The sequence below is a fragment of the Sphingomonas sp. UV9 genome, from assembly GCF_004101245.1.
In the GTDB taxonomy this organism is placed as follows: domain Bacteria; phylum Pseudomonadota; class Alphaproteobacteria; order Sphingomonadales; family Sphingomonadaceae; genus Sphingomonas.
Genome location: NZ_SCIN01000001.1, coordinates 860676 through 884972, shown reverse-complemented (window position 1 = coordinate 884972; position 24297 = coordinate 860676). Strand labels below are relative to the sequence as shown.

Annotated in this window: 25 protein-coding genes; 11 read left to right on the top strand and 14 right to left on the bottom strand. The window is 66.6% G+C overall.

Annotated elements, in window-relative coordinates:
• Positions 1–4: 4 nt before the first annotated feature.
• The 3 genes from EQZ23_RS03775 to EQZ23_RS03765 are packed head-to-tail and all read right to left on the bottom strand — an operon-like array spanning position 5 to position 3185.
• A complete protein-coding gene (locus EQZ23_RS03775) occupies positions 5–1276 on the bottom strand; it encodes an NAD(P)/FAD-dependent oxidoreductase (RefSeq protein ID WP_128453094.1) in 1272 nt (423 codons plus the stop codon).
• A 1-nt stretch (position 1277) separates the two neighbouring features.
• Positions 1278–2180: an RNA polymerase sigma factor RpoH gene (rpoH, locus tag EQZ23_RS03770; RefSeq protein WP_128453093.1), complete on the bottom strand. Its 903-nt coding sequence runs from the start codon at positions 2178–2180 to the stop codon at positions 1278–1280.
• A 57-nt stretch (positions 2181–2237) separates the two neighbouring features.
• On the bottom strand, positions 2238–3185 hold the full coding sequence (locus tag EQZ23_RS03765) for an RluA family pseudouridine synthase (protein WP_128453092.1): 948 nt from the start codon (positions 3183–3185) through the stop codon (positions 2238–2240).
• Positions 3186–3202: 17 nt separating this feature from the next.
• Between EQZ23_RS03765 and EQZ23_RS03760 the strand changes: the two genes are divergently transcribed.
• The 7 genes from EQZ23_RS03760 (at position 3203) to EQZ23_RS03730 (ending at position 9801) form a co-directional block, all read left to right on the top strand.
• Positions 3203–3595, top strand: coding sequence for a M67 family metallopeptidase (locus EQZ23_RS03760; RefSeq protein WP_128453091.1), 393 nt, complete (start codon positions 3203–3205; stop codon positions 3593–3595).
• Between the two features lie 139 nt (positions 3596–3734).
• A complete protein-coding gene (locus EQZ23_RS03755; protein ID WP_128453090.1) occupies positions 3735–4379 on the top strand; it encodes a histidine phosphotransferase family protein in 645 nt (214 codons plus the stop codon).
• 199 nt (positions 4380–4578) lie between these two features.
• A complete protein-coding gene (locus EQZ23_RS03750; RefSeq protein WP_128453089.1) occupies positions 4579–6864 on the top strand; it encodes a chemotaxis protein CheA in 2286 nt (761 codons plus the stop codon).
• Positions 6861–7289: a chemotaxis protein CheW gene (locus EQZ23_RS03745; RefSeq protein ID WP_128453088.1), complete on the top strand. Its 429-nt coding sequence runs from the start codon at positions 6861–6863 to the stop codon at positions 7287–7289. Before EQZ23_RS03750 ends, EQZ23_RS03745 begins: the two co-directional genes overlap by 4 nt.
• 133 nt (positions 7290–7422) lie before the next feature.
• Positions 7423–7788 (top strand): response regulator, encoded by a 366-nt coding sequence (locus EQZ23_RS03740; protein ID WP_128453087.1) that lies wholly within the window; start codon positions 7423–7425, stop codon positions 7786–7788.
• A 76-nt stretch (positions 7789–7864) separates the two neighbouring features.
• The gene (locus EQZ23_RS03735) at positions 7865–8947 is read left to right on the top strand and encodes a chemotaxis protein CheB (protein ID WP_128453577.1); all 1083 of its coding nucleotides are present in this window, start codon (positions 7865–7867) and stop codon (positions 8945–8947) included.
• A complete protein-coding gene (locus tag EQZ23_RS03730; RefSeq protein ID WP_128453086.1) occupies positions 8944–9801 on the top strand; it encodes a protein-glutamate O-methyltransferase CheR in 858 nt (285 codons plus the stop codon). Before EQZ23_RS03735 ends, EQZ23_RS03730 begins: the two co-directional genes overlap by 4 nt.
• 30 nt (positions 9802–9831) lie before the next feature.
• On the opposite strand, the gene EQZ23_RS03725 is transcribed toward EQZ23_RS03730, so the two are convergent.
• From EQZ23_RS03725 to EQZ23_RS03715, 3 genes are read right to left on the bottom strand one after another with little or no spacing between them, the layout of a single operon-like run.
• Complete coding sequence (locus EQZ23_RS03725) at positions 9832–10281, bottom strand: cytidine deaminase (protein WP_128453085.1); 450 nt, start codon at positions 10279–10281, stop codon at positions 9832–9834.
• Positions 10278–10955 (bottom strand): GH25 family lysozyme, encoded by a 678-nt coding sequence (locus tag EQZ23_RS03720; RefSeq protein ID WP_128453084.1) that lies wholly within the window; start codon positions 10953–10955, stop codon positions 10278–10280. Before EQZ23_RS03720 ends, EQZ23_RS03725 begins: the two co-directional genes overlap by 4 nt.
• Positions 10956–10962: 7 nt before the next feature.
• The gene (locus tag EQZ23_RS03715) at positions 10963–11445 is read right to left on the bottom strand and encodes a UPF0262 family protein (RefSeq protein WP_128453083.1); all 483 of its coding nucleotides are present in this window, start codon (positions 11443–11445) and stop codon (positions 10963–10965) included.
• Between the two features lie 128 nt (positions 11446–11573).
• Between EQZ23_RS03715 and EQZ23_RS03710 the strand changes: the two genes are divergently transcribed.
• Positions 11574–13064: a replicative DNA helicase gene (locus EQZ23_RS03710; RefSeq protein WP_128453082.1), complete on the top strand. Its 1491-nt coding sequence runs from the start codon at positions 11574–11576 to the stop codon at positions 13062–13064.
• A gap of 156 nt (positions 13065–13220) precedes the next feature.
• Here EQZ23_RS03710 and EQZ23_RS03705 read toward each other — a convergent pair whose 3' ends face one another.
• The 7 genes from EQZ23_RS03705 to EQZ23_RS03675 all read right to left on the bottom strand — a co-directional run bounded on the left by EQZ23_RS03705 (position 13221) and on the right by EQZ23_RS03675 (position 20288).
• Entirely contained in the window at positions 13221–13973 is a 753-nt protein-coding gene (locus EQZ23_RS03705) for a phosphoadenylyl-sulfate reductase (RefSeq protein WP_128453081.1), read from the bottom strand.
• Entirely contained in the window at positions 13966–14394 is a 429-nt protein-coding gene (locus EQZ23_RS03700; RefSeq protein WP_128453080.1) for a DUF934 domain-containing protein, read from the bottom strand. Before EQZ23_RS03700 ends, EQZ23_RS03705 begins: the two co-directional genes overlap by 8 nt.
• Positions 14391–16043: a nitrite/sulfite reductase gene (locus EQZ23_RS03695; RefSeq protein ID WP_128453079.1), complete on the bottom strand. Its 1653-nt coding sequence runs from the start codon at positions 16041–16043 to the stop codon at positions 14391–14393. Before EQZ23_RS03695 ends, EQZ23_RS03700 begins: the two co-directional genes overlap by 4 nt.
• A 1-nt stretch (position 16044) precedes the next feature.
• Complete coding sequence (locus EQZ23_RS03690) at positions 16045–16341, bottom strand: DUF2849 domain-containing protein (protein ID WP_128453078.1); 297 nt, start codon at positions 16339–16341, stop codon at positions 16045–16047.
• Entirely contained in the window at positions 16338–17129 is a 792-nt protein-coding gene (gene cobA / locus EQZ23_RS03685; RefSeq protein ID WP_128453077.1) for a uroporphyrinogen-III C-methyltransferase, read from the bottom strand. The genes EQZ23_RS03690 and cobA overlap by 4 nt, the downstream gene beginning before the upstream one ends.
• Before the next feature lie 208 nt (positions 17130–17337).
• Entirely contained in the window at positions 17338–18750 is a 1413-nt protein-coding gene (gene astD / locus EQZ23_RS03680; protein WP_128453076.1) for a succinylglutamate-semialdehyde dehydrogenase, read from the bottom strand.
• Between the two features lie 176 nt (positions 18751–18926).
• On the bottom strand, positions 18927–20288 hold the full coding sequence (locus EQZ23_RS03675; RefSeq protein WP_128453075.1) for a protein adenylyltransferase SelO family protein: 1362 nt from the start codon (positions 20286–20288) through the stop codon (positions 18927–18929).
• Between the two features lie 37 nt (positions 20289–20325).
• Between EQZ23_RS03675 and EQZ23_RS03670 the strand changes: the two genes are divergently transcribed.
• From EQZ23_RS03670 to EQZ23_RS03660, 3 genes are all read left to right on the top strand, one after another.
• A complete protein-coding gene (locus EQZ23_RS03670) occupies positions 20326–21219 on the top strand; it encodes an alpha/beta hydrolase (RefSeq protein WP_128453074.1) in 894 nt (297 codons plus the stop codon).
• Positions 21220–21262: 43 nt separating this feature from the next.
• Positions 21263–22021 (top strand): SDR family oxidoreductase, encoded by a 759-nt coding sequence (locus EQZ23_RS03665; RefSeq protein ID WP_128453073.1) that lies wholly within the window; start codon positions 21263–21265, stop codon positions 22019–22021.
• Between the two features lie 102 nt (positions 22022–22123).
• Positions 22124–23233 carry a glycosidase gene (locus tag EQZ23_RS03660; protein ID WP_128453072.1) on the top strand — a complete coding sequence of 370 codons (1110 nt, stop codon included), beginning with the start codon at positions 22124–22126 and terminating at the stop codon, positions 23231–23233.
• Here EQZ23_RS03660 and EQZ23_RS03655 read toward each other — a convergent pair.
• Positions 23223–24107 (bottom strand): exonuclease domain-containing protein, encoded by an 885-nt coding sequence (locus tag EQZ23_RS03655; protein WP_128453071.1) that lies wholly within the window; start codon positions 24105–24107, stop codon positions 23223–23225. The two genes, EQZ23_RS03660 and EQZ23_RS03655, sit on opposite strands and share 11 nt — an antisense overlap.
• Positions 24108–24297: the final 190 nt, after the last annotated feature.

Genomic DNA, 24297 nt, shown 5'->3' with positions numbered 1-24297 from the left:
TTCCTTATGCGATCGTTACGGACTCGCCAATGACTGCGCGCGCCGCCGCAACGCCGGTTTCATAAGCTCCGTGCGCGGTCGAGAAGTCGAATGCGTGGCACGCCTCGCCGGCGAAGTGGATACGCCCGTCGACCGGCGCGGCGAGGACCGCGCGTTGCCCGGCCTGACCGATACGCGCGTGGCTGTAGCTTCCGCCGATATACGGCTCGTGGCGCCAGCGCGTCGCGGTCAGTGGCGTGAAACGCGCGCGCCAGTCGCTGCCGAGCAGGCCGACGAGTTCGTCGATCGCGAAGAGTGCGGCGTCGCGATCGTCCAGTATCTCCGCGCAGTCGCCACCGAAGAAGCTCTCGACGATCGGCCAGCCGAACGGCGACAGGCGATGGCTCGCGGTGCACGCGCTGTACGGGTTGCCGACCAGATGCGCGTTGGTCGGCCATTCGGGGCGGTCGACGTGCAGGAACACCTTGTCCGCGAGCCCGAGCGGCAGGTCGGCGGCTGCAGCATGCTTGTCGGGGAGCGGCGGGTCGAAGACGATCTGCGACTTGGTGAGGACGGTCGTTGGGACGCAGACGATAACGTAGTCCGCCTGGATCGTTCCGGCGGGAGTGTCCAACTTGAGCCGAACGTCACGGTGATCGATCCGCGTCACCGGGGTCGAGAGGCGGACCGGCAGGCCGACGGCGTGGCTGGCGACCAGCGTGCCGTACCCTTCCTCGACCGACCAGTTGTCCTCAGTCGCGGCACTTTCGTAGGCGGCCCAGTCGTGCAGCGACACCTGTGACAGGTTCGCACCGTTGGCATAGCCGGAGATCGCGTCGATCTTCGGGCGCCACGGGTCGTTGGCGTCGATGAAATCGGAGAGCGGACGGTCGGGGCCGTCGAGCGCTGCGAGCGCACGCTCGTTCCAGTCTTGATAAGCGGTGGAAGCGGCGACCTGATCGTCTGGCGCAAATCCGAGATCGCGCCATTGGGTGCGCCAGTTGGCGTCCGAGCGGTCGACGGTGAAGCCGCCGGCTTCGGCAATCGGGGTCCAAGGATTGCGCTTGGCTGAGTGGAGCCAGCCGCAACCGGCGTCGACATGTTTCCCCGCGAAGGCGGGGACCCAGTCTGGACTCCCGCCTTCGCGGGAGAACAAGGTTCTCAGGGGGAGGCTACGAGCTCGGCCGCCCAAGCGATCGCTTGCCTCGATAAGCAACACATCCTTGCCGGCATCATGCAGCGTCCGAGCCGCGGCAATACCGGCCGCACCGCCGCCGATTACGACGGTGCCGACCAATTTAGGCTGCCAGCAGGCGTTTCTCGCCAGCGATCCGCATCATCGCCTTTTGCAGCTTCTCGAACGCGCGAACCTCGATCTGGCGGACGCGCTCGCGCGACACGCCATAAACCTGCGACAATTCCTCGAGCGTCTTGGGATCGTCAGTCAGGCGACGCTCGGTCAGGATATGCTGCTCACGTTCGTTAAGATCGTCCATCGCCGACACAAGCATCGAGTGACGAACGTCCGCCTCCTGCGCATCGGCGACGATCTTGTCCTGCAACGGCGCGTCGTCCTGCAGCCAATCCTGCCACTGGCCGTCGCCGTCCTCGCGCATAGGCACGTTGAGCGACGTGTCGCCGCCCATCGCCATGCGGCGGTTCATGCTGACGACGTCGGTCTCGGCGACACCCAGGTCGGTCGCGATCTTGGTGACGTGCTCGGGGCGCAGATCGCCGTCCTCGAACGCGTCGAGCCGGCTCTTCATCCGGCGGAGGTTGAAGAACAGCTTTTTCTGCGCCGCGGTGGTGCCCATCTTCACGAGGCTCCAAGACCGCAGGATATATTCCTGGATCGACGCGCGGATCCACCACATCGCATAGGTCGCAAGACGGAACCCGCGCTCGGGCTCGAACTTCTTTACGCCCTGCATGAGGCCGATATTGCCCTCGGAAATCAGCTCCGAGGTGGGCAGGCCATAGCCGCGATAGCCCATAGCGATCTTCGCCACGAGGCGCAGATGCGAGGTCACGAGCTGGGCCGCGGCCTCGGTGTCGCCATGCTCCTGGAAGCGTTTGGCGAGCATATATTCCTGCTCGGGTTTCAGCAGCGGGAATTTCTTGATCTCGGCGAGATAGCGATTGAGCCCTGCTTCGCTGCCAAGCGTAGGTATCGTCGCTGGAACGTTGGAGCGGGCTGCCATTGTCGTAATCCCTTTCTGCTGAACCTCGATGCCGCACTGCGGCACGGGCTCGATTATCTATACGTGAAGCTGGGTGAACAGTTCCTGCATGTCTGCAGGCATTTCGCTTTCAAAGGCCAAAGCGATGCTTTTCACCGGATGGATGAACCCCAGATGGGCCGCGTGCAAGGCCTGCCGACGGAAACCGAGCGTTTCGAGCAACGACTTTTGAGCTTGCTTTGTTCTACCATAAACCGGGTCGCCCAGCAAGGCGTGGCCGATCGAGGCCATGTGGACGCGGACCTGATGCGTACGGCCCGTCTCGAGCCGACATTCGACTAGCGCGGCACCCCGCAGCGGCATGATCGTCGTGAAGTGCGTCACCGCGCGTTTGCCGCCCTCGACGATCGCGATCTTCTTGCGGTTCTGCGGACTGCGCGCGAGCGGCGCATTGACCGTCCCGCTCGGCGGGCGTGGGATACCGCCGACGATCGCCTTGTAGCGGCGGTCGATGCTGTGGTCGTGGAACTGCTTGGCGAGGCCTTCGTGCGCGCGGTCGGTCTTTGCGGCGATCATCAGCCCCGAGGTGTCCTTGTCGATGCGGTGGACGATGCCGGGCCGCGCGACGCCGCCGATGCCCGATAGATTACCGGCGCAGTGATGGAGCAGCGCGTTGACGAGCGTGCCGTCGTAATTTCCCGCGGCGGGATGGACCACCAGCCCGGCAGGCTTGTCGATCACGATCAGGTCGTCGTCTTCGTACGCGACGACGAGCGGGATGTCCTGCGCCTCGTTGTGCAGCGGGGTCGGTGGCGGGATGGCGACCGCGAACACCTGTCCGGCAGCGGCCTTCTTTGCAGAATCGCGCCATTCGCGGCCGTTTAGCGTTACCTGTCCCGCCGCGATCAGCGTCTTCAAACGCTCGCGCGACATGTCGGGAAGCACTTCGGCGAGCGCGCGATCGAGCCTCCAGCCATCGGTGGCCGGCGTGATCGATGCTTCGACGATGGAAACCCCCCGGTCCATGTCGTAGCGATGTGGCGATGAGCGTGACGATTTCAAGCGAAGTACTGACACAACTTGTTGCAGCGGCGAACGCGTCGCCCGACGCGGAAATTTGTGGATTGCTGTTCGGGACGGCGGGGCGGATCGAGGCAGCGGAGGCGTGCGCGAACGTTGCGGTCAATCCGGCGCGGACGTTCGAGATCGATCCGAAGGCGTTGTTCGTCGCGCATCGACGGGCGCGGGGGGGAGGGCCAAGCGTGGTCGGGCATTATCATTCGCACCCGTCGGGTTTGCCTAACCCTTCGCCGCGCGATGCGGCGCAGGCGATGGGGGACGGGGCGGTTTGGCTGATACTTGGCGGGGGCGCGGCGCGGGCTTGGCGATCGGTCGCGAGGGGCGCGTTCGTCGAAGAGACGATCGACGATCCGTAAATCGCAACATCCGTCATCCCGACCTTCGTCAGGATGACAGAAGGGGGACACGTCAAGCCCGTTGTCAGAGTCGGCGACCGCAACCCTTGCGCACCGTTCGCGCCCCGGCCACAAGACACTCCAGAATTAGGGGATTTTCATGACGGTCAGCCCGGTCGATTTCGCGAGCCTGCTCTGTTCGCGCCTGTGTCACGACCTGCTGTCGCCGGTAGGGGCGCTCAACAACGGGCTGGAGCTGCTTGCCGACGAGACCGATCCTGCGATGCGCGAGCGAGTCATGCAGTTGCTCGCCGACAGCGCGCGAGCCTCAGCCAGCAAGCTGAAATTCTTCCGCCTCGCCTTCGGGGCCGCTGGCGGCTTTGGCGAGCTGGTCGACACGCATGAAGCGCGCAATGCGATCGAGGGGCTGGTCGCCGAGAACAAGCGGATCAAGTTCGTCTGGGCGGTCGAGGCGTCGGCGATGCCCAAATCGGCGGTCAAAGTGCTGCTCAACCTCGTGCTGGTCGCGACCGAATCGCTGGTGCGCGGCGGGACCATGGAGGTCGGCGGCGAGGAGAATGACGGGCAGCTGGAGATCGTCGTGAAGATCGAGGGCGCGCGGATCGTGCTCGACCCCGAGATCCGCCGCACGCTTGTCGAAGGCGAGGGCGCGCATAACGTCACGCCGCGGGCCGCCGCCGCGTATCTGATCAACACGGTGGTGGCCGAGGCGGGTGGCACGGTGATCGTGTCCGAACCCGCCGAGGGGATCATGATCTTCGGCGCGGTCTTCGACGCTCGGTAGGGCGAAAGTTGGATCCTCCCCCTGGCGGGGAGGTGGCACCGAAGGTGACGGAGGGGGAGGACACGGAACCAAGGTTATTCCTTTCCTCCCCCTCCGTCTGGCAAGCGCCAGCCACCTCCCCCTGGCGGGGGAGGATCGAGACGGGCTAACGCGGTCTTAACCTCCATCCTGCATGACAGGCCTCGAACGCGGGGCTCGCATGGACGATCTGTTACAGGAATTCATTGCCGAGACGCGCGAAACGCTGGAGGCGATCTCCGGCGAGATCGTCGCGTGGGAAGCCGCACCCGCGGATAGCGGGCGCCTCGATGCGATCTTCCGCTTCGTCCATACCGTCAAGGGAAGCTGCGGGTTCCTCGACCTGCCGCGCCTCGCGCGATTGAGTCATGCCGCCGAGGACGTGCTGGCCGCGGTACGCGACGGCAAGCGCACCCCGGATACCGCGCTCGTCAACGCAGTGCTCGGCATCGTCGACCGGATCGGCGAGATCGTCGAGGCGATCGACAGTGGCTCGCCGCTCGACGATTCGGGCGAGGACCTGCTGATCGACGCGCTGGCTCCCGACGCGCAACCCTGCGCACAGGTGCCGACCATCCCGCACAGTCGCGCCGCCAGTCGTAGCGTCCGCCTCAACGTCGACCTGCTCGACCACATGATGAGCGGCATGTCCGAGATGGTGCTCGCGCGCAACGAACTGGCCCGGCGGCTGCGCGACTGCGACGTCGATCCGAAGGTGGAGGCGGCGCTCGAACGCCTGTCGCTGACCGTCGCGGACATGCGCGATACCGTCACGCGGACGCGCATGCAGAAGGTCGATGCGCTGTTCTCGGCGCTGCCGCGGATGGTCCGCGATACCAGCGCGGAGCTCGGCAAGAGCGTCGACCTCGTGATCGAGGGCGCCGATGTAGAGCTCGACCGCGAGATGATCGAGCTGATGCGCGATCCGCTCGTCCACATCATCCGCAATTCGATCGATCACGGTATCGAGGGAGCGGCGGAACGGCGCGCGCTGGGCAAGTCGTCGAGCGGGCGGCTGACCGTCTCCGCGCGCCAGTCGGGCAACCAGATCCTGATCGAGGTCGCCGATGACGGCAAGGGCATCGACGTGGCGCGGATCGTCGCCAAGGCGGCGGAGAAGGGGCTCCACACCGTCGCCGAGCTCGCAGCGATGAGCGAGGCGGCCAAGCTCGACCTGATCTTCGCCGCCGGGCTGTCGAGCCGCGACGCGGTGACCGCGATCTCGGGGCGCGGCGTGGGCATGGACGTGGTGCGCGCCAATATCGAGCAGATCGGCGGGCGTATCGTCCTTACCAACGATCCCGGGCGAGGCCTGCGGATCGTCATTCACGTGCCGCTGACCCTGTCGATCCTGTCGACGATCATCGTCGGCGTCGGCACGCAGCGGTTCGCGCTGCCGCGCCAGGCGATCGAGGAAATCGTGATGGTCCGCGGGGATGCCGTGCGGATCGACACGATCGGCGACGCCGCCGCCGTCACGGTGCGCGGCAGGCGGATGCCGCTGGTATCGCTCGGCCAGCTGTTCAAGCTGAATGACGACGCGCCGCCGACGCTGGTGATCGTGTCGACCCGCGAGGGGGATTACGCGCTCGGCGTCGATACCGTGCTCGACACCGAGGAGCTGGTGGTGAAGCCCGCCTCGCCTGCGGTCATGGCGACCGGCGTGTATGCGGGCAAGACCCTGCCCGACAACGGCCTGCCGATGCTGCTGCTTGACGCGTCGGGCATCGCCTCGGTCGCCGGGTTGCGCTTTACGCCGGTGGTCGCGGCAGCGACCGAAGTCGAGGCGGTCGTGCCGGGCGTGCCCGCGTTGTTGTTCGACGATCTCGACGGATGCCGCCGCGCGATCGCGCTGGCGGTGATCGACCGCGTCGAGCCGGTACCGGTCGATGCGATCCGCTGGTCGGGCGGGGCGATGCGGCTGTCGATCGGCGATACGATCATCCCGCTCCACGCAGTCTCCGCGTTCGGCGCGCGCACCGAGGTCGCGGTGTTGCGCCTGACGGACGGCGAGAGCGAAATGGCCTATGCGATTGCCGAGGCGATCGAGATCGTCGCGTTGCCGTCCGAGATCGCGCCTGCACGGGGCACCGGACCGATCGCCGGCGTGGTCTCGATCGCGGGCGAGCAGATCGAGCTGGTCGACCCGCATGCGCTGTTCGCGGGCCAGCCGGTTAAGCTTGCTGCGCTGCCGGTGTGCCTGTTGCAGGTCGACGGATCGGGCTGGATGGAGACGTTCCTGAAGCCCGCGCTCGAGGCGTCTGGCTATCGCTGCGTCACTGCGCTGGCGGCGGGCGAGACAGCGGCGGTGGCGCTGGCGATGGAGGATACGCCGATCCGCGAGACGGTGGCGCCGGTGGTGACGCTGCGCCGGACGCGGACCGCCGAAGGGGATGATGACGCGAGCATCTATCGCTACGACCGGCCGGGGTTGATCGCCGCGCTGGCGGCACGGAGGGCGCTGTGAGCGAATTGTTCCTCGTGGCGCATATCGCAGGACGCGGCGTCGCGATCGCCGCCGCGCAGGTCGATTCAGTGGTCGATATCGGCGAGGTCGTCGCGGTGCCGCGCGCGGACGCGTTCGTGCGCGGTCTCGCGGCGCTGCGCAGTCGCGTGGTGACGGTGATCGATACCGGCACCGCGCTCGGCCTGGAGCCGACACCCGACGCCGCCCGTCGTGCGGTCATCACCGTGGTCGAAGGGCATCATTACGCCATCCTGGTCGACTCGGTCGAAGACGTCGCGCCGTTCGCGCGGTTGCCGTTGTCGTCGGGACTGGCGCTGCACCGCGGTTGGGCGACGGCCGGGACCGGGATCGTCCAGCGCGACGGCGAACCGCTGCTGATCCTCGATCTTGCCGCGGTGATCCCCGCTATCGTGCCCGCCGCCTGATACCCCGCCGCCTGATACCCCGCCGCCTGATACCCCGCCGCCTGATACGTCGCCTGATATTTTCCGTTGCTTAACCCGGCGCTTACGCTTTCCTGCGTAGACCGGCTCCACGATTTCCCCCGGAAGGCTGTCCATGAAGACCTGTCTCGTCGTCGATGATTCCAAGGTGATCCGCAAGGTCGCGCGCCACATCCTGGAGACGCTGGACTTCACCGTCACCGAAGCGTGTGACGGTCGCGAGGCGCTGGCATCGTGCATGGCGTCTATCCCCGACGTGATCCTGCTCGACTGGAACATGCCGGTGATGAGCGGCATGGATTTCCTGCGCGCGCTGCGCGAGGCCGACATACCGCGCCGGCCCAAGGTGGTGTTTTGCACGACAGAGAACGGCATGGCCTATATCCGCGCCGCGATCGAGGCGGGAGCGGACGAATACGTCATGAAGCCCTTCGATCGCGACACGCTGGAATCGAAGCTCCAGATCGTCGGCATGGCCTGATTCGGGCAAGACGGTGGCGAACCGACCCCTCTTCGTTCCGCGACGGGTAGATCGCGACAGCGCGGACACGGCACGCGTGTTGCTCGTCGACGATTCGGTCGTGGCGCGCGCGGTCATCGCGCGGACGATCGACGCAAGCGACCGGTTCTCCGTGGTCGGTGCGGTCGGCAGTGCGGCGGCGGCGCTGGAGTTTCTGGGCCGGGCGACGGTCGAGTTCATCCTGCTCGATATCGAGATGCCGGGGATCGACGGGCTGACGGCCTTGCCCGCGCTGATCGCTGCCGGGCAGGGCGCCAAGGTCCTGATCGTCTCGTCGAGCGCGGACGAAGGTGGGCCCAAAGCCATGCAGGCGCTTGCACTGGGGGCGGCGGAGACGTTGATCAAGCCCTCCGCCGGGGCGCTTTCCGGGCGGTTCGGCAGCGCGCTGGTCACGAAGCTCGAAAAGCTCTGCGAGGATCCGGCACAACTGCCACCGGTCGCGTTCGTCCGGTCCACGCCGACGACTGAGCCGACGGCAACGGCACGTTCGCTCGCATCATCCCAAGTCACCCGTTCCGCGCTACCCTTTGTTTCCACAAGCGAAGATTACGATATCATCGCGATCGGCGCCTCGACCGGGGGTATCCACGCGATCAGCCAGATGTTCCGTGCGGTGCCTGCCGGGTTCCGCCTGCCGATCGTCATCACCCAGCATCTGCCGACATCGTTCATGCCCTATTTCGCAGCGCAGATCGCACTGCTCGCCGGGCGCCCCTGTGATGTCGCGACCGACCGACTGCGCATTCGGCCGGGCCGGATCATCGTCGCGCCGGGCGATGCGCATCTGAAATGCGTCAAGCTGCGTGACGGTGGCGCCGCCTTCCGGTTGACCCACGAACCCGTCGGCAGCGGCTGTATGCCGTCGGTCGATCCGATGCTCGCCTCTATCGCGGAGGTGTACGGCGCACGCGTACTGGCGATCGTCCTCAGCGGCATGGGGCGCGATGGCGCGGAGGGCGCGCAGCGGGTGCACGATGCCGGCGGTTGCGTCGTCGCGCAGGACCGCGACAGTTCGGTGGTCTGGGGCATGCCCGGCGCGGTCGCCTCGTCGGGAGTCGCCGACGCGCTTCTGTCACCCACAGCGATCGGCGCATTGATCGCATCGCGACGTCGGCCATGACGCCTGGCTCCGCGGCGTTCCCGCCCGCGTCGCAGACCGCGATCAGCGTGCTGACCGCGCTGCTCGAGGCGCGAACCGGGCAGCAGATCGCCGCCTATCGCTCCTGGCGCCTCGATACCGCGCTCAAACCGTTGCTCCGCGACCGCAATCTCGACACGCTCGACCAGCTGGTAACGCAGTTGCTGGAGGGGAATGATCGGCTGATCGGCGACCGGATCGTCGACGCCCTCGTCAATCAGGAAACCTCGTTCTTCCGCGACGCCCAGGTCTTCGAGATGCTCGCCGAGGCAGTGGCGGTGGCCGAAGCTGGGGCCGAAGCTGGGGCCGAAAATGGGAGGCGCCGCGTTCGCATCTGGTGTGCTGGCTGTTCGACCGGGCAGGAACCGTTGTCGCTCGCCATGCTGTTCGCCGATCGGCACGAGGCGACGGGTGCGCCGATGCCGGAGATCGTCGCCACCGACGTCTCGGACGCGGCGATCGCCCGTGCGCGCTCGGGCCGGTTCTCGCAATTCGAGATCCAGCGCGGCCTACCGATGCGGCGGATGGTCCGTTGGTTCGACACCACCGGCAGCGACTGGATCGCCAAGCCCGACCTGCTCAAGCGCGTCGTCTTCCGGCGCATGAACCTGATGGCGGATCCGTCACCGGTCGGCCAGTTCGATATCGTGCTCTGCCGCAACGTGCTGCTGTATCTGTCCGCGACCACCAAGGAGCAGGTGTTCCCCAAGATCGCGGCCTCGTTAAAATCCGGCGGGGTGCTCGTGATGGGTGCGGGCGAAACGGTGATCGGCCAGACCCGCCTGTTCGAGCCGAGCAAGCGCTTCCGCGGCTTCTACGAAACGCCGGCCCGTTAGGCCGCGGGCGGGACGGGAAGGCCAGCCCGACTAGCTGATCCCCAGGTCAGCGGGGCCGAACGCGTCGGGGAGCAGCTCCGAGACGAGGTATGACCGGATCGCGTCGCCTTCCGCCGCGCCACAGTGCACGGGCAGGTCGCGACCGCCCATCTGTGCGGCTTCGTTGATGACCTGGCGGCAGCGGCCGCACGGGCTGACGGGGGATATGCCGGTCGCACGGCCGTCCGCGTCCATCGCGCCGCCGATCACGCCGATCGCGACGATATCGCGCAGGCGGCCCGCCGCGCTGGCAGTGGCGATCGCGACCGTCTCGGCGCACAGCGACAGGCCGTAGCTGGCATTCTCGAAATTGGCGCCGGTGATGACGCTGCCGTCGTCAAGCAGCACCGCGGCACCCACCGCGAACCGCGAATAGGGGGCGTGCGCGTTGCGCGCGGCGTCGCGCGCTGCCGCCACGAGTGCGATTGCGTGTTCAGTCATGATGCCACCACGTCCCAGTTCACCGGTCCCTCGATCCCGTCGATGCGACGAAAATCGCTCGCGCGCCACATCCGCCACGGTCGCGCAGTGTAGTCTGGCTTGATGAGGTTCGCCACCGCCCAGAGTGGACGCGGCACGGCGCCGGACAGGGCGTATTTCGCATCCACGTCCTTGCTGATCCGCAGCATCACGGGCTGCGCGGTGTGCGTTTCGACCATCGTCACGAACGTCCCGATGTCGGCGACCAGCGTCGCGCGATCGGGCCGTGCGGTACAGTCGTCGTGAAAGGCGATGTCGACCGCAGTCGGCAGCGAATCGGCGACGCGGGGTACGAAGGTGTTGAACGCGTTGGCCTGCTCGTCGGCACGCTGGCACAGCGAATAGACATGGACCGCGCCGCGCCGGAGCCCCGCGTCGGGCAAGGCCGCCCAGTTCGCCTCGAAGCTCGGATCGCGGCGATCGGTGCCCGACGTCGCGACGATATAGGCGAAGTCGGCGCCGCTCGCGCGCACCGTGCCCCATTCGACCGGGCCGGGATTTTCGGCAAGGTCGACGCCCTGCAACGGATACTGCTTCACGTCGGGATGCCAGCCAGTCGCGGCGGTCCAGCCGCAGATGCCGACGAAGCCGGCCGCGGCCAGCGCGCCAGCGAATTTCAAAAGTCCGTAAGCCATGTGTCTTCTAGTTGCGGATGTGGAGGACGCAGATCAGCGTGAACAGCCGACGCGCGGTGTCGAAATCGACCTCGATCTTGCCGTCGAGGCGCTCCTTCAGCAGCTCGGCCGCTTCGTTGTGGACGCCGCGCCGCGCCATGTCGACCGTCTCGATCTGCGCGGGCGAAGATTGCCGGATCGCCTGGTAATAGCTGTCGCAGATCGCGAAATAATCCTTGATCGGCCGGCGAAAGCGGCCGAGCGCGAGCACCAGCGTTTCGAGATGCGTATCGTCCTCGCGGTGGATATGGATGCCGAGGCGCCCTTCCTCCGACTGGAGCTTGATCTTGTACGGGCCGGCATAGCCGTCCGGATAGGCCCGTTGTGGCGCGAAGTGATTGCCCTCGATCAGGTCGAAGATCGCGATCCGCCGCTCCTGCTCGACGTCGGGCGAGCGCCAGCCGAGACTGGTTTCGTCGAGTTGCACATCGATGATCCGTGGGTCGGCCATGCTCGATGCGATAGCGGGGGTCGTATCGCCTGTCACTTGGTCCGTACGCCGACTTATCCCCATCATTCCACCGCATCCCGTTCGGATCGCGCTTGGTGCGGCGCGCGCGCATCGCGTAGGTGCGGGGGATGGCAACTCTCGCATTTCCCGTAACCGCTGTGCCCGAGCCGCAGCAACTTCCCCGCAACGTCGAGGCCGAGGCCGCGATGCTCGGCGCGATGATGATCGACAACCGGCTCGCGGACGATCTGGTCGATAAGCTGGAACCGGGGCATTTCTTCGAACCCGTCCACGGCCGCATCTTCGCCGCGATCAAGACGCTGCGCGGCAACGACATGCTGGTGACGCCGGTGACGCTGCGGCCGATGTTCGACGCGGACGAGGGCATGCGCGAGCTGGGCGGCCCGGCCTATCTGGCGGGGCTGACGGGTAGCGGCGCGGGTCTGATCGGTGCGCGCCAGTTCGCGCAGCAGATTTACGATCTCGCGATGCTTCGCGCGCTAGTCTCGGTGGGCCGTACGCTCGTCGACCGCGCGATGGACACCTCGGAAGAGGTCAATCCGCGCGCGCAGATCGAGCTGGCCGAGGAGGAGCTGTTCAAGGTCGCGGCGGACGGCGGCGCCGAGAACACGGTGAAGTCGTTCGCGCAGGCGACCACTGCGGCGGTCAAGATGGCAGAGCGTGCGCTGAACTCCGGGGGCAATCTGTCGGGCGTGACCACCGGTATCGATTCGATCAACGCGAAGATCGGCGGCATGCATCACAGCGATCTGATGATCCTCGCCGGGCGTCCGGGCATGGGCAAGACCTCGCTCGCCACCAACATCGCGTTCAACGCGGCGCGGCGCTGGATGCGCGACATGGCCGACGGGATCGCCCCCAAGGATTCGGTCGGCGCGAAGGTCGCGTTCTTCAGCCTCGAGATGTCCGCCGATCAGCTCGCGACGCGTATCCTCGCCGAGCAGTCTGGGATCAGTTCCGAAGCGCTCCGCATGGGCAAGATCAGCCGCACCGAGTTCGCGCAGCTCGCCGCCGCCGCCGCCGAGCTGGAGAATTTGCCGCTGTTCATCGACGATACGGGTGGCCTGTCCATCGGTGCGCTGCATACGCGCGTGCGCCGGTTGCAGCGGCGGCACAATAACGAGATCGGGCTGGTGGTGGTCGATTACCTCCAGCTGCTGTCGGGTTCCGGCAAGAGCAAGGACGGCAACCGCGTGCAGGAGATTTCGGAGATTTCGCGCGGGCTGAAGACGCTCGCGAAGGATCTGAACGTGCCGGTGCTAGCGCTGTCGCAGCTGTCGCGAGCGGTCGAAAGCCGCGAGGACAAGACGCCGATGCTGTCGGATCTTCGTGAGTCAGGCTCGATCGAGCAGGACGCGGACATGGTCTGGTTCGTGTACCGTGAGGATTATTACGTCGCGTCGAAGGAGCCGAAGCGGCCGGCGGAAGGGGACAGCTCGAAGATCTTCGAGGATCACGCGTCGTGGGCGGCGGAGATGGAGCGGGTGTACGGGCTTGCCGAGCTGATCATCGCGAAACAGCGTCACGGTGCGACCGGCAAGGTGCGGATGAAGTTCGATCCGACGATCACGAAGTTCTCGGATCTCGCGGACTATTGAGCGTATTCGCTGATCCTCCCCCGCCAGGGGGAGGTGGCGCCGTAGGCGACGGAGGGGGCGGGCACGAAGAATCGGTAATCGCTTACCGCCCCCTCCGTCAGGCTGCGGCTGACACCTCCCCCTGGCGGGGGAGGATGCTCCGGTCGGCAGCCCGAATCAGATCATCGGGTCGTAATCGGTCGGCGCGTGGATGCCGCATTCGACCTTGTCGAAACTGCGCCACCGGCCTGCGCGCGGGTCTTCGCCGGGGGCGACTTTCGTCGTGCAGGGCGCGCAGCCGATCGAGAGATAGCCCTGCGCCTCGAGCGGGTGCCGGGGGAGTTCGTGCTGGGCGAAATAGGCGTCGAGCTTGGCCTTGTCCCAATCGGCGAGCGGGTTGATCTTCAACCGGCCCTCATCCTCCTCGAACCGGGGCAGCGCGGTACGGGTGCCCGACTGGAAGCCCTTCCGACCCGAAATCCACGCATCGAACGGTGCGAGCGCGCGCCGCAGCGGCTCGACCTTGCGCAGGTCGCAGCAGCCGTCGGGATCATAGGACCAGCGCAGGCCCGTCTTGTCCTTGATCGCGAGCAGGCGCGGATCGGGACGGAACACGCGGAGATCGGTGAGACCCAGCTTTTCGGCGAGTTCGTCACGGTAGGCGAGCGTCTCGCCGAACATCTTCTGCGTGTTGGTGAACACCACCGGCACGTCGACATCGACCTGCGCAACCATGTGCAGCAGCACCGCGGACTCGGCGCCGAACGACGACACCGACGCGATCCGCCCGGCGAGTTCGCCGACCAGCAGTTCGCGCAGCATGTCCTGTGCGGAGACGCCCTCGAACCGCGCCTGCATCGCGGCCGCATCGGCGCGCGTGAAAGCCGGGGTGACGTCGATCATGTCGAGCTTGCGAGCGGGCTCACCCATGGCGCAGTTTCCATATCGGTACCGCGCCGTCTGCGGCCTTCTGGTACGGCGAATCATACCGTTCCAAGCTGGCACGCAGCACGTCGATGTCGATCGGCGCTTCGGGCGCGAAGCTGTCGAAACCGCACCGCCGCATCAGCGGGATCTGGTCGACCAGCACGTCGCCCTGCGCGCGGAGCTCGCCCGTGTAGCCCGCCTCGCGGAGGATGCGAGCGGACGAATAGCCGCGCCCGTCGCGATAGCCGGGAAAGCTGACCTCGATCAGCGCGAGCTGGGCGATCTGCGGCAAGAGCGCGCGCGCATCGTCGCCCGCCTCCAGCCGCACGGCGGCCGCATTGCTCTGGCCGATGAACGAATCGAGCGTCACCGCTGGCTCGTCATGCGGCTCGTCGTCGCGGAAGCGGAGCAGGGTGTCGCTCACTTGGCCTCCCCCTCTACCGGGCTGTAGATCGCCTCCTTGAACGTTTCGAAGCCGACGCGGCGATAGGTGTCGAGGAAGCGTTCGCCGGTCTCGCGGACTTCGAGATAGCGGTCGGTGACGCGTTCGATCGCGTCGACCACGCCGTCCTCCGAGAAGCCGGGGCCGGTGATCTTGGCGAGGCTGACATCCTCCGCCCCCGACCCGCCGAGCGAGAGCTGGTAATTCTCGGTGCCCTTCTTGTCGACGCCGAGGATGCCGATGTGGCCGGCGTGATGATGCCCGCAGGCGTTGATGCAGCCGCTGATCTTCAGCTTCAGTTCGCCCAGGTCGCGCTGGCGGTCGAGGCTGCCGAAGCGCGTCGCGATCTTCTGCGCGAGCGGGATCGAGCGCGCATTGGCGAGGCTGCAATAATCCAGACCGGGGCAGGCGATGATGTCGCTGATCAGGTCGAGATTGGCCTCCGCAAGCCCGGCGTCGTTGAGCGCCGTCCACACCGCGTGGAGATCGGCGATGCGGACATGCGGCAGGACGATGTTCTGCGCATGCGTGACGCGCAGTTCGTCGAAGCTGTAGCGCGTGCCGAGATCGGCCATGACGTCGATCTGGTCCGCCGACGCATCGCCGGGGATGCCGCCGATCGGCTTGAGGCTGATGTTGACGATCGCATAGCCCGGCTGCTTGTGCGCCTTCACGTTCTGGTCAAGCCAGACGGCGAAATCGGGGTCGCTGCGATCGATATCGGTCGAGGCGTTCGCGTCGAACGCGGGTGCACCGAAATGGTTGGTGATCCGCTCCAGCTCGGCGCGCGGGGGATCGAGGCCGAGGCCCTTCACCGCGGCGAACTCCTCCTCGACCTGACGGCGATATTCGTCGGGGCCGATCTCGTGGAGCAGGATCTTGATCCGCGCCTTGTAGATATTGTCGCGGCGGCCGTAGCGATTATAGACGCGCAGGCACGCCTCGAGATAGCTCATCAGGTCGTCGGCGCCGACGAAATCCCTGATTTCATGGGAGATCATCGGCGTGCGGCCCATGCCGCCGCCGACGAAGATCTTCGCGCCGAGCTCGCCGTCCTTCACCAGCAGCTGGATGCCGATATCGTGCAGCCGCATCGCCGCGCGATCCTCGTCCGCCGCGATCACGCAGATCTTGAATTTCCGCGGGAGGAAGGTGAATTCCGGGTGGAAGGTGCTCCACTGGCGGATCAGTTCGGCCCAAGGGCGCGGATCGGCGACCTCGTCGGCGGCCGCGCCGGCGAACTGGTCGGAACTGATGTTGCGGATGCAATTGCCCGACGTCTGGATGGCGTGCATCTCGACCGTCGCCAGCTCCTGGAGGATGTCCGGGGTCTGATCGAGCTGGATCCAGTTGAACTGGATGTTCTGCCGCGTGGTGAAGTGCCCGTAGCCGCGGTCATATTTGCGCGCGATATGCCCGAGCATCCGCATCTGGCGCCCGTCGAGCGTCCCGTACGGCACCGCGACGCGCAACATGTAGGCGTGGAGCTGGAGGTACAGGCCGTTCATCAGCCTGATCGGCTTGAACTGGTCTTCGGTCATCTCGCCCGAGAGGCGGCGGCGGACCTGATCGCGAAACTCGTCGACGCGCTGGTCGACGATCGCCTGGTCGTATTCGTCATATTTATACATGTCAGATTACCCAGCTGCCGGCGGTCGGGTCGGCGGGTTTGAGTGTCAGGTCGGGCCGCATCGTGGGCCCGAGCGCGCGGATACGGTCCTTGATGTGGGCGGGGCGGGGACCGTCTTCGGTCTGCGTCGCCTCGATCAGATAGGGGACGTTGACGCGGCGTGCGCCTTCCTCCGCCTGGAGGATCGCTTCGCCGGCGACGCCGACGTCGGTCGCGTCCTCGATGTGGCGCGACCAGCCGTTGCCGGTCCACCAGATCACGTCGCCGGTCGGCAGGTCATTTCCGGTCAGGAGCTTCATGCGGCGGCGTCCTCTGCTACGCGGGCCCAGCGGGCAAGTTTGTCTTTGGCGTCCGACAGTTCGACGACTTCGCCGACGACGATGATCGCGGGGCTCTTGACCGCCTCGCGTGTCACCATCGATCCAAGATCGGCAAGCAAGGTGCGGATCGCGCGGCTGCCTTCCAGCGTGCCACGTTCGAGCACCGCCACGGGCATGTCGGGCGCGACGCCGTCCGCCATCAGCTTGTCGGCAATGTCGGTCGCGGATGCGATGCCCATGTAGATCACCAGCGTACGGCCCTGCCCGGCAAGCCCGGCCCAATTCTGTTCGCTCAGCCCTTTGCACTGGCCGGCGACGAAGCTGACCGCGCTGGAGTGATCGCGGTGGCTAAGCGGCAGCATCGCCTCGGCCGCGCAACCAAGCGCGGCGGAGACGCCGGGGATGACCTCGACGGGCAGACCGGCGGCACGGACCGCTTCGACTTCTTCTCCGCCGCGGCCGAACACGAACGGGTCGCCACCCTTCAGGCGGATGACGATCGCGCCGGTCTTCACATGCGCGATGATCAGCGCGTTGATCGCCTCCTGCGGCAGCGTGTGCCGCGCGCGCTGCTTGGCGACCGAGATGCGCTGCGCAGACGGTGGCGCGATATCGAGCACGCGCGGGTCGATCAGGCCGTCATGCACGACGATGTCGGCGGTCTTGAGCGCCTCGACCGCGCGGACGGTGAGGAGGCCGGGATCGCCAGGCCCCGCCCCGACGAGGATGACGCGCCCGCGGGCGGTAGGGTCTAGGAGGCTTGCCATAGTACGAGAGATGGGCGGCAACGCGCTGCGCCGCAACCGAATGATGCTTTGGCGGGGGGTAGGATTGCTTTTGTGCCGGGCGAACCGAGAGGCCAGCCTGTCGGACCTGATCCTCCCCCTGGCGGGGGAGCATTGGAGAGTCAGCCGTCGGCCAGGCCGATGCCGATGCTCGCACGAATCCTCCCCCTGGCGGGGGAGCATTGGAGAGTCAGCCGTCGGCCAGGCCGATGCCGATGCTCGCACGCGCGGTTTCGGATTCGCTGCTGACGACCGGGTAGGCGCAGTAATCCGCAGCGTAATAGGCGCTCGGGCGGTGATTGCCCGACCAGCCGATGCCGCCGAACGGCGCGCCCGACGAGGCGCCGTTGGTCGGCTTGTTCCAGTTGACGATACCCGCACGGATGTTCGCCCAGAACCGGTCGTACAGCGCCGGGGTCTGGCTGATCAGCGAGGCGGACAGGCCGTAGCGGGTGGCGTTGGCCTCGGCGATTGCGGCGTCGAAATCGTCGACGCGGATGACCTGCAGCAGCGGGCCGAACAGCTCGATATCGGGACGATTGGCGATGTCGGTGACGTCGATCAACGCGGGCTTCAGGAACGGCAGGTCCGCGACCGGGCGTTCGAGATGGCGGATCGGGCGACCGCCCAGTGTCAGCAGTTCGAGGAAGCTCTCGGTCAGTTGTTCCGCGGCTTCGTTGTCGATCACCGGTCCCATGAATGGCGCGGGGTTCGCATGGGGGTCGCCGACGATGATCCGGCCGACCATCTTGTCGACGGTGGCGATCAGCGGATCGTAGAGCCGCGTGTCGACGATCAGCCGGCGCGCCGCGGTGCAGCGCTGGCCGGCGGTGGTGAAGGCGGACTGGATGATCAGCACCGCCGCGGTGTGCAGGTCGGGCGTGTCCCAGACGACGATCGGGTTGTTGCCGCCCATCTCCAGCGCGAGGATCTTCTCGGGCTTTTCGGCGAACGCGCGGTTGAGCGCGAGTCCGGTGCGGGCGGAGCCGGTGAACAGCAGACCGTCGATGTCGGGATGCGCTGCGAGGGCCTTGCCCTCGTTCGGGCCGCCGATGACGAGCCTGATGCACTCGGGGGGGACGCCGGCGGCGCGGAAGCATTCGACGAGGAACGCGCCGACCGCGGGGGTCTTTTCGGACGGTTTGAAGACGACCGCATTGCCGGCGATCAGCGCGGGGACGATGTGGCCGTTGGGCAGATGCGCGGGGAAATTATAGGGGCCGAGAACCGCGAGCACGCCGTGCGGCTTGTGGCGGACGGCGATCCGCGAGCCCATCGTCGCCTCCAAACGGCGCTGTGCGGTACGATCCGCATACGCGCTGACCGAAATGTCGACCTTGGCGATGACGGTCTCGACTTCGCCGCGGGCTTCCCAGATCGGCTTGCCGGTTTCGCGCGCGATCAGGTCGGTGAAGGCGTCGTTGCGCTGGCGGACGATGTTGGCGAAGCGCCGCATCGTCTCGATCCGGAAGGCCAGTGGTTTCGACGCCCAGCTCGACCAGCCGGTGCGCGCGGCGGCAACTTCGGCATCGACGTCGCCGACAGGATGGCGCCAGAGAATCGCGCCGGTGGCCGGCTCGTAGGAGATGATCTCGTCGGACATGGGCCGCTCTTGCCTTGATTCGCGGGGAGTTTCTACTGGAGGATGTGTATGTGCCATGTGTGCCTCACACGATCCGTCATGCCGGGCGCGTTCCGGCATCCACGGCGCCGCACGACCGAGGGCATTTATCGTGCGGAACGGTGGACCCCGGAACAAGTCCGGGGTGACGGACGGGGTTAGGAGGCCAGCGCTTCGCCCATCTCACGGATCTTGGCGACCTTCGCGTTCAATGCACTCCAGTCGTCATGCTCGGCGATCGGCGCCCAGATCGCCTCGACCTCCTCGATGAGCATGCTGCACGGTTCGCCCGACCAATAGGAATGCGCGCGGCCTTTCCGCGGTTCGTAGGCGGCGAGCGCGGCGCGGACTTCGGTCCAGGGTTCGGCGTAGGTGTCGGGCAGATCCCCGCCGAACACGTCGAAGAAGAAGCGGTCGATGCCGACGCCAGATGTACGCAACGCGCGCTCGGTGGCCTGGACGAGATCGCGGTCGGCGTCGGGATCGCGCGGGAGGACGCCGAGCCGCCAGAGGATCGCTTCGGTGACTTCCGGTTGATAGCGCGGGCCGAACGTGTCGAGAGCGGCGACCAAAGGCTCGCTGTCGGCGATCTGGCGAAGTGAAACCGCAAGTTGCATCACACCCCAGTGGATCGCCTCGGGCTGGCGGCCGAACGAATACAGTCCTTGGTGGTCGAAATAGGCGGCGGTGAAGGCCGGGTCCCAGGTCGGCGCGAATCGCCACGGGCCGTAATCGAAGCTCTCGCCGGTCACGTTGATGTTGTCGGAATTGAGCACGCCGTGGACGAAGCCTGCCGCCATGTAGCGCGCGGAGAGGCGCGCGGTGCGGGCGACGACGAGGTCGAGCAGGCGGACCGGGTCGTCGCTGTCCTCGTCGTAGAGATTGCTGAGCGTGTAGCCGACGAGTTTGCGAAGGGCCGCTTCGTCGCGTTCGTAGGCGAGGCGCTGGAAGCTGCCGATGCGGACGTGGCTGTGGTTGAGCCGGACGAGAACGGCGGACCGCGTCGGGCTGGGCTCGTCGCCGCGCTGCAACTCCTCGCCGGTCTCGATCAGCGACAGCGTGCGCGAGGTAGGGACGTTCAACGCCTCCAGCATCTCGGTCGCGAGGGTCTCGCGGACACCGCCCTTCAGCGTCAGGCGACCATCGCCGGCGCGGCTCCAAGGGGTCTGGCCCGAGCCCTTGGTGCCGAGGTCCACCAACCGGTTCCGGTCGTCGCGCATCTGGGCGAAGGTAAAGCCGCGACCGTCGCCGAGATCGGGGTTGTAGTTGCGGAACTGGTGGCCGTGATAACGCAGCGCGAGCGGCTGGGGCAGCGTGTCCGGCAAGGGCTCGAACCGTCCGAAATGCCGGGTCCATTCGTCGTCGGTGAGCGTGTTCAGGCCGACCTGTGCGGCAGCGCGGTCGTTGCGGAACCGAAGCCGTGTCTCGGGGAAGTCTGCCGGTGCGACCGGATCGAAGAACGCGTCCCCGAGCGTCAAGAGTGCAGCTTCAGGGCGATAGGCTTGCGGGTCGATAGGCATGCAGCGATATGGTGGCCGCTACCCGAAGGACGCAACCATGGCCGCTTACGAAAACCTCTATTGGTCGTCCGGCGACGGCCTGAAACTGCACGCGCGCGACTATCCGGGCGGGGCGGAAGGGCAGCCGCCGATCCTCTGCTTGCCCGGACTGACGCGTAACGCGCGCGATTTCGATGCGCTTGCGGCGCGGCTGGCAGGACGCTGGCGGGCGATCGCGATCGACTTTCGTGGGCGCGGCGAGAGTGCGTACGCCAAGGATCCGACGTCCTATGTTCCGACGACCTACGTCGAAGACGTCGAGGCGTTGCTGACCGAGCAGGGGATCGATCGCTACATCGCGTTCGGCACGTCGCTCGGCGGAATCGTCACGATGTTGATGGCGGGGCCGTCGCAGGGACGGATGCTCGGCGCGCTGCTCAATGATGTCGGACCGGAGATCGATGCGCAAGGGCTGTCGCGGATCCGCGGCTATGTCGGCAAGGCCAGCGTGTTTCCGACCTGGATGCACGCCGCGCGGTGCGTCGCGGAGAATAACGACGACGTTTATCCCGACTTCGCCATCGAGGACTGGCTGGCGATGGCCAAGCGGCTGTACCGGCTCAACAGTTCGGGGCGGATCGTGCTCGATTACGATGTGAAGATCGCCGAGCCGTTTCGCGTGCCGGGCAACGAGGCCGGGCCGGACATGTGGCAGGCGCTGGGATCGCTGCGCGACGTGCCGACGCTGATCGTGCGGGGCGGGCGGTCCGACCTGTTGTCGGCGGCGACGGCGGAACGGATGGCGGCGTCGCTCGACCGGGTCGAACTGGTGACGGTGCCGGGGGTCGGGCACGCGCCGACGCTGACCGAGACGATCCTGCAGGCGCCGATCGACCGGCTGCTCGAGCGGGCGCTGGAGCATGGCCTTGAGGGTGCGGGCGTTCGCGCTTAGGACGCGCTTCCTGCCGACATTCTACCGACAACCGGGATACTTGATGACCGATCTCTCCGACCGACACACGACCGTTCGCCCCTTGAAGGGCCGCCGCGCGATCATCACCGGGGGGACCACCGGGATCGGGCGGGCGATCGCGGTGTTGCTGGCGGCAGAGGGGGCGAAGGTCTTCGTCTGCGGGCGCGACGAACGCTATCTGGCGGACGCGCTCGCCCACATTCGCGAGGTCGGCGAGGGCGACGGGATGATCACCGAACTCGCCGATCCCGACAAGGTCCGCGCGTTCTTCGATGCGGGCGAAGCGTATCTCGGCGGCTTCGACATCACCGTCATCAATGCGGCGGTCGCTGCGGGCGGGCTGATGCAGATGACGGAGGACGAGCTGCGCTATGCGATCGCCGTCGACTTCACTGCATACCTGCTCAGCGCGCACCATGCTGCGCACCGTATGGAGCCGATCAGCGACATCGTCATCATCGGCTCGCTGAGCGCGCATATCCTCGGACCGAGTTCCACGGTGTATGCCGGCATCAAGTCGGGCATCGCCGGGTTTTCGGAGGCGTTGCGGCGCGAAGTAGGGCCAAAGGGGGTCAAGGTGTCGCTGGTCGAGCCCGGCAAGGTCGGGTCGAACATGCAGTATCCCGACGTGCCCGACGACAAGCAGCGCCAGATGATCGAGGCGGAACAGATGCTGCGCGCGGAAGACATCGCCGCGGGCGTCGAGTTCGTGCTGACGCAGCCGACGCGCTCGGTCATCCAGCAGATCGTGATCGTCCCGCGGGCGCTGGAGGGGGAGTAAGCCCACCTCCGCTTGGGGTGTACCCTTCGACATCGCTCATGGCGAACGGAAGGGGGGTGGCCCCCGCGCCACGCGCTAGACCAGATACCCAAGGAGAGTAGCATGTTCGACCAGCTCGTCTTCACCCCCGCCGACATCGACCTGTCGCGCTCGCCACTGGCGGGGAAAGTCGATGCCGAGACCTATGTGCTCGGCGCGTTCAATCCGGGGATGACGCGGCTGGCGAACGGCAATCTGCTGCTGATGGTGCGGGTGGCCGAGGCGCTGAAAAAGCCGATCAAGGACGGCAACGTGCACGCGATCCGCTGGGAGGACGGCGCGTATGTGTTGGATGCGTGGCCGTTGCAGCAGGTGGACACCAAGGACCCGCGGAAATTTCTGATCCCGGGCGGCGGGTGGAAGGTGATGGCGCTGACGTCGCTGTCGTGGCTGTTGCCGGTCGAACTGGATGCCGAGGGCCGCTCGGTGGTGGCGGTGCATTACGACAAGGCGATTGCGCCGCGCACCTCGTACCAATGCTACGGCGTCGAGGACGCGCGGATTTCGAAGGTCGGCGACAGCTATCTGATGACCACCTGTTCGGTCAGCCCGGAGCGGCATTCGACGACGCTGTATTCGTCCGCCGACGCGCTCGACTGGCAGCTCGAAGGGATCGTGCTCGATCACCAGAACAAGGACATGCTGATCTTCGAAGGGCTGATCGACGGGCAATATTGGGCACAGACCCGCCCGCTCGGCGACCTGTATTTCGCCTATCCGCCGGGCAGCGAGTGGCGCAGCGGCCCCTCGATCAACCTGTCGCGCTCGCCCGATGCGCTCCACTGGAAGCCCCACGACAAGCCCGGTATCCGCCCCCACGCCGCCACCGTCGCGACCGCGCGGATGGGCGGCGGCGCGCCCCCGATCCTGACCGATCGCGGCTGGCTGACCTTGTGGCACGGCGTCGAGCCGTCGGGCGTGGTCGGCATCTACCGCACCTACTGGTCGATCCTCGACAAGGCTGACCCGTCGATCACCGTCGCGACCGAGCATACCGCGCTGCTGGAGCCGAACCCGGCACTGACCGAGCCGCTGAAGGACCAGATGTACCTCGACAACGTCGTCTTCACGACCGGCATCGCCGACGCCGGGGACTTCTATGTCGTGGCGAGCGGCGAGGCGGATCTGGCGTGCCGTATCACGCATATCCCGAAGGAAATATTCAGCCGCTGACCGGTCCCGCGGCCATGTTCGGCAAGTCCAGTTCGTGTTCGGAGAGAATACGGATCGCACCACCGAGGCGACGATATTGCTCCGCGCGGCGGAACGCGCCGCTGTTGCGGATGGAATAGGCGAACGGCGCGCGTCCGGCGATCACCAGCGCGGTCGTGGTGTTGCCGACCGCCGACACGATCCGGCCACCCAGTGCGGCGATCCGGCAGGCCAGCGCGCCATCGCGGGGTTCGCCGAGGATCGCGATCCGTTCGCCGCTGAGCGGTCCGGACGGCGCCGGGCGCGGGGCGGGGCCGGGTTTGCGCGGCGGCGCGAGCCATTCGTCGAGCGCGATGCCGGTATGGTCGATCGCCTTGACGATCACCCAGCCGGCCGCGCGTGCATCGCTGAGCGCGTCGTGATGCTTGTGCTCGATCCCGAGATATCGCGCCAGCAACCCGAGCCTGTGGCTTTCCAGGTCGGGCCACGCGCGCTTGGCGACGCGCACGCTGTCGAGCCAGACCGTCTCGATTGCGGGGCGGTCATGGACCCGGCATGCGGCGGCCAGCGCGCCCTTGTCGAAATAGGAATGCGCGACCGTCGTGCGCCCCGACAGATGGCCGTGGACGATGCCGTGGACGTCGGCGAAGCTAGGCTGGCCGACGACGTGATGCTCGGCAATACCGTGGATGCGGGTGTTGAACAGATGGAATTCGTCGCGCGGATCGAGCAGCGTCTCGTATTCGAAGATCTCGCGCCCGTCGCGAAACCCGACAATGCCGATCTGGCAGATGCTGCTGACTCGCGAACACGCGGTTTCGACGTCGATCACGACGAAATCGGGCGGCAGGGCGTTGGCGGTATAGGCAGACGGCACAGTCGAAAGATCGAGCATCGCGCCTCCATGCACGCATGTGGGCGGCGGATAAACATGTTTGATCGCAGGCTGAAACGCTGGCGCCCGCGGCAGGATTTGACCACGCTGGCTCTAGTTTGGAACGAGCCAGTTCGTTCCAAACTGGGCAATGACCCGTCATAACCGTTCACGTGGACCTTAGACGGCGTCAACGAGATGGTTCTTCATC

Coding starts and splice junctions, on each gene's coding strand:
- EQZ23_RS03730 (WP_128453086.1), top strand. CDS start 8,944: ATGACGCCTGGCTCCGCGGCGTTCCCGCCCGCGTCGCAGACCGCGATC.
- EQZ23_RS03765 (WP_128453092.1), bottom strand. CDS start 3,185: ATGGACCGGGGGGTTTCCATCGTCGAAGCATCGATCACGCCGGCCACC.
- rpoH (WP_128453093.1), bottom strand. CDS start 2,180: ATGGCAGCCCGCTCCAACGTTCCAGCGACGATACCTACGCTTGGCAGC.
- EQZ23_RS03755 (WP_128453090.1), top strand. CDS start 3,735: ATGACGGTCAGCCCGGTCGATTTCGCGAGCCTGCTCTGTTCGCGCCTG.
- EQZ23_RS03740 (WP_128453087.1), top strand. CDS start 7,423: ATGAAGACCTGTCTCGTCGTCGATGATTCCAAGGTGATCCGCAAGGTC.
- EQZ23_RS03670 (WP_128453074.1), top strand. CDS start 20,326: ATGGCCGCTTACGAAAACCTCTATTGGTCGTCCGGCGACGGCCTGAAA.
- EQZ23_RS03695 (WP_128453079.1), bottom strand. CDS start 16,043: ATGTATAAATATGACGAATACGACCAGGCGATCGTCGACCAGCGCGTC.
- EQZ23_RS03705 (WP_128453081.1), bottom strand. CDS start 13,973: ATGGGTGAGCCCGCTCGCAAGCTCGACATGATCGACGTCACCCCGGCT.
- EQZ23_RS03690 (WP_128453078.1), bottom strand. CDS start 16,341: ATGAAGCTCCTGACCGGAAATGACCTGCCGACCGGCGACGTGATCTGG.
- EQZ23_RS03665 (WP_128453073.1), top strand. CDS start 21,263: ATGACCGATCTCTCCGACCGACACACGACCGTTCGCCCCTTGAAGGGC.
- EQZ23_RS03760 (WP_128453091.1), top strand. CDS start 3,203: ATGAGCGTGACGATTTCAAGCGAAGTACTGACACAACTTGTTGCAGCG.
- EQZ23_RS03675 (WP_128453075.1), bottom strand. CDS start 20,288: ATGCCTATCGACCCGCAAGCCTATCGCCCTGAAGCTGCACTCTTGACG.
- EQZ23_RS03655 (WP_128453071.1), bottom strand. CDS start 24,107: ATGCTCGATCTTTCGACTGTGCCGTCTGCCTATACCGCCAACGCCCTG.
- EQZ23_RS03710 (WP_128453082.1), top strand. CDS start 11,574: ATGGCAACTCTCGCATTTCCCGTAACCGCTGTGCCCGAGCCGCAGCAA.
- EQZ23_RS03720 (WP_128453084.1), bottom strand. CDS start 10,955: ATGGCTTACGGACTTTTGAAATTCGCTGGCGCGCTGGCCGCGGCCGGC.
- EQZ23_RS03750 (WP_128453089.1), top strand. CDS start 4,579: ATGGACGATCTGTTACAGGAATTCATTGCCGAGACGCGCGAAACGCTG.
- EQZ23_RS03725 (WP_128453085.1), bottom strand. CDS start 10,281: ATGACTGAACACGCAATCGCACTCGTGGCGGCAGCGCGCGACGCCGCG.
- EQZ23_RS03660 (WP_128453072.1), top strand. CDS start 22,124: ATGTTCGACCAGCTCGTCTTCACCCCCGCCGACATCGACCTGTCGCGC.
- EQZ23_RS03715 (WP_128453083.1), bottom strand. CDS start 11,445: ATGGCCGACCCACGGATCATCGATGTGCAACTCGACGAAACCAGTCTC.
- cobA (WP_128453077.1), bottom strand. CDS start 17,129: ATGGCAAGCCTCCTAGACCCTACCGCCCGCGGGCGCGTCATCCTCGTC.
- astD (WP_128453076.1), bottom strand. CDS start 18,750: ATGTCCGACGAGATCATCTCCTACGAGCCGGCCACCGGCGCGATTCTC.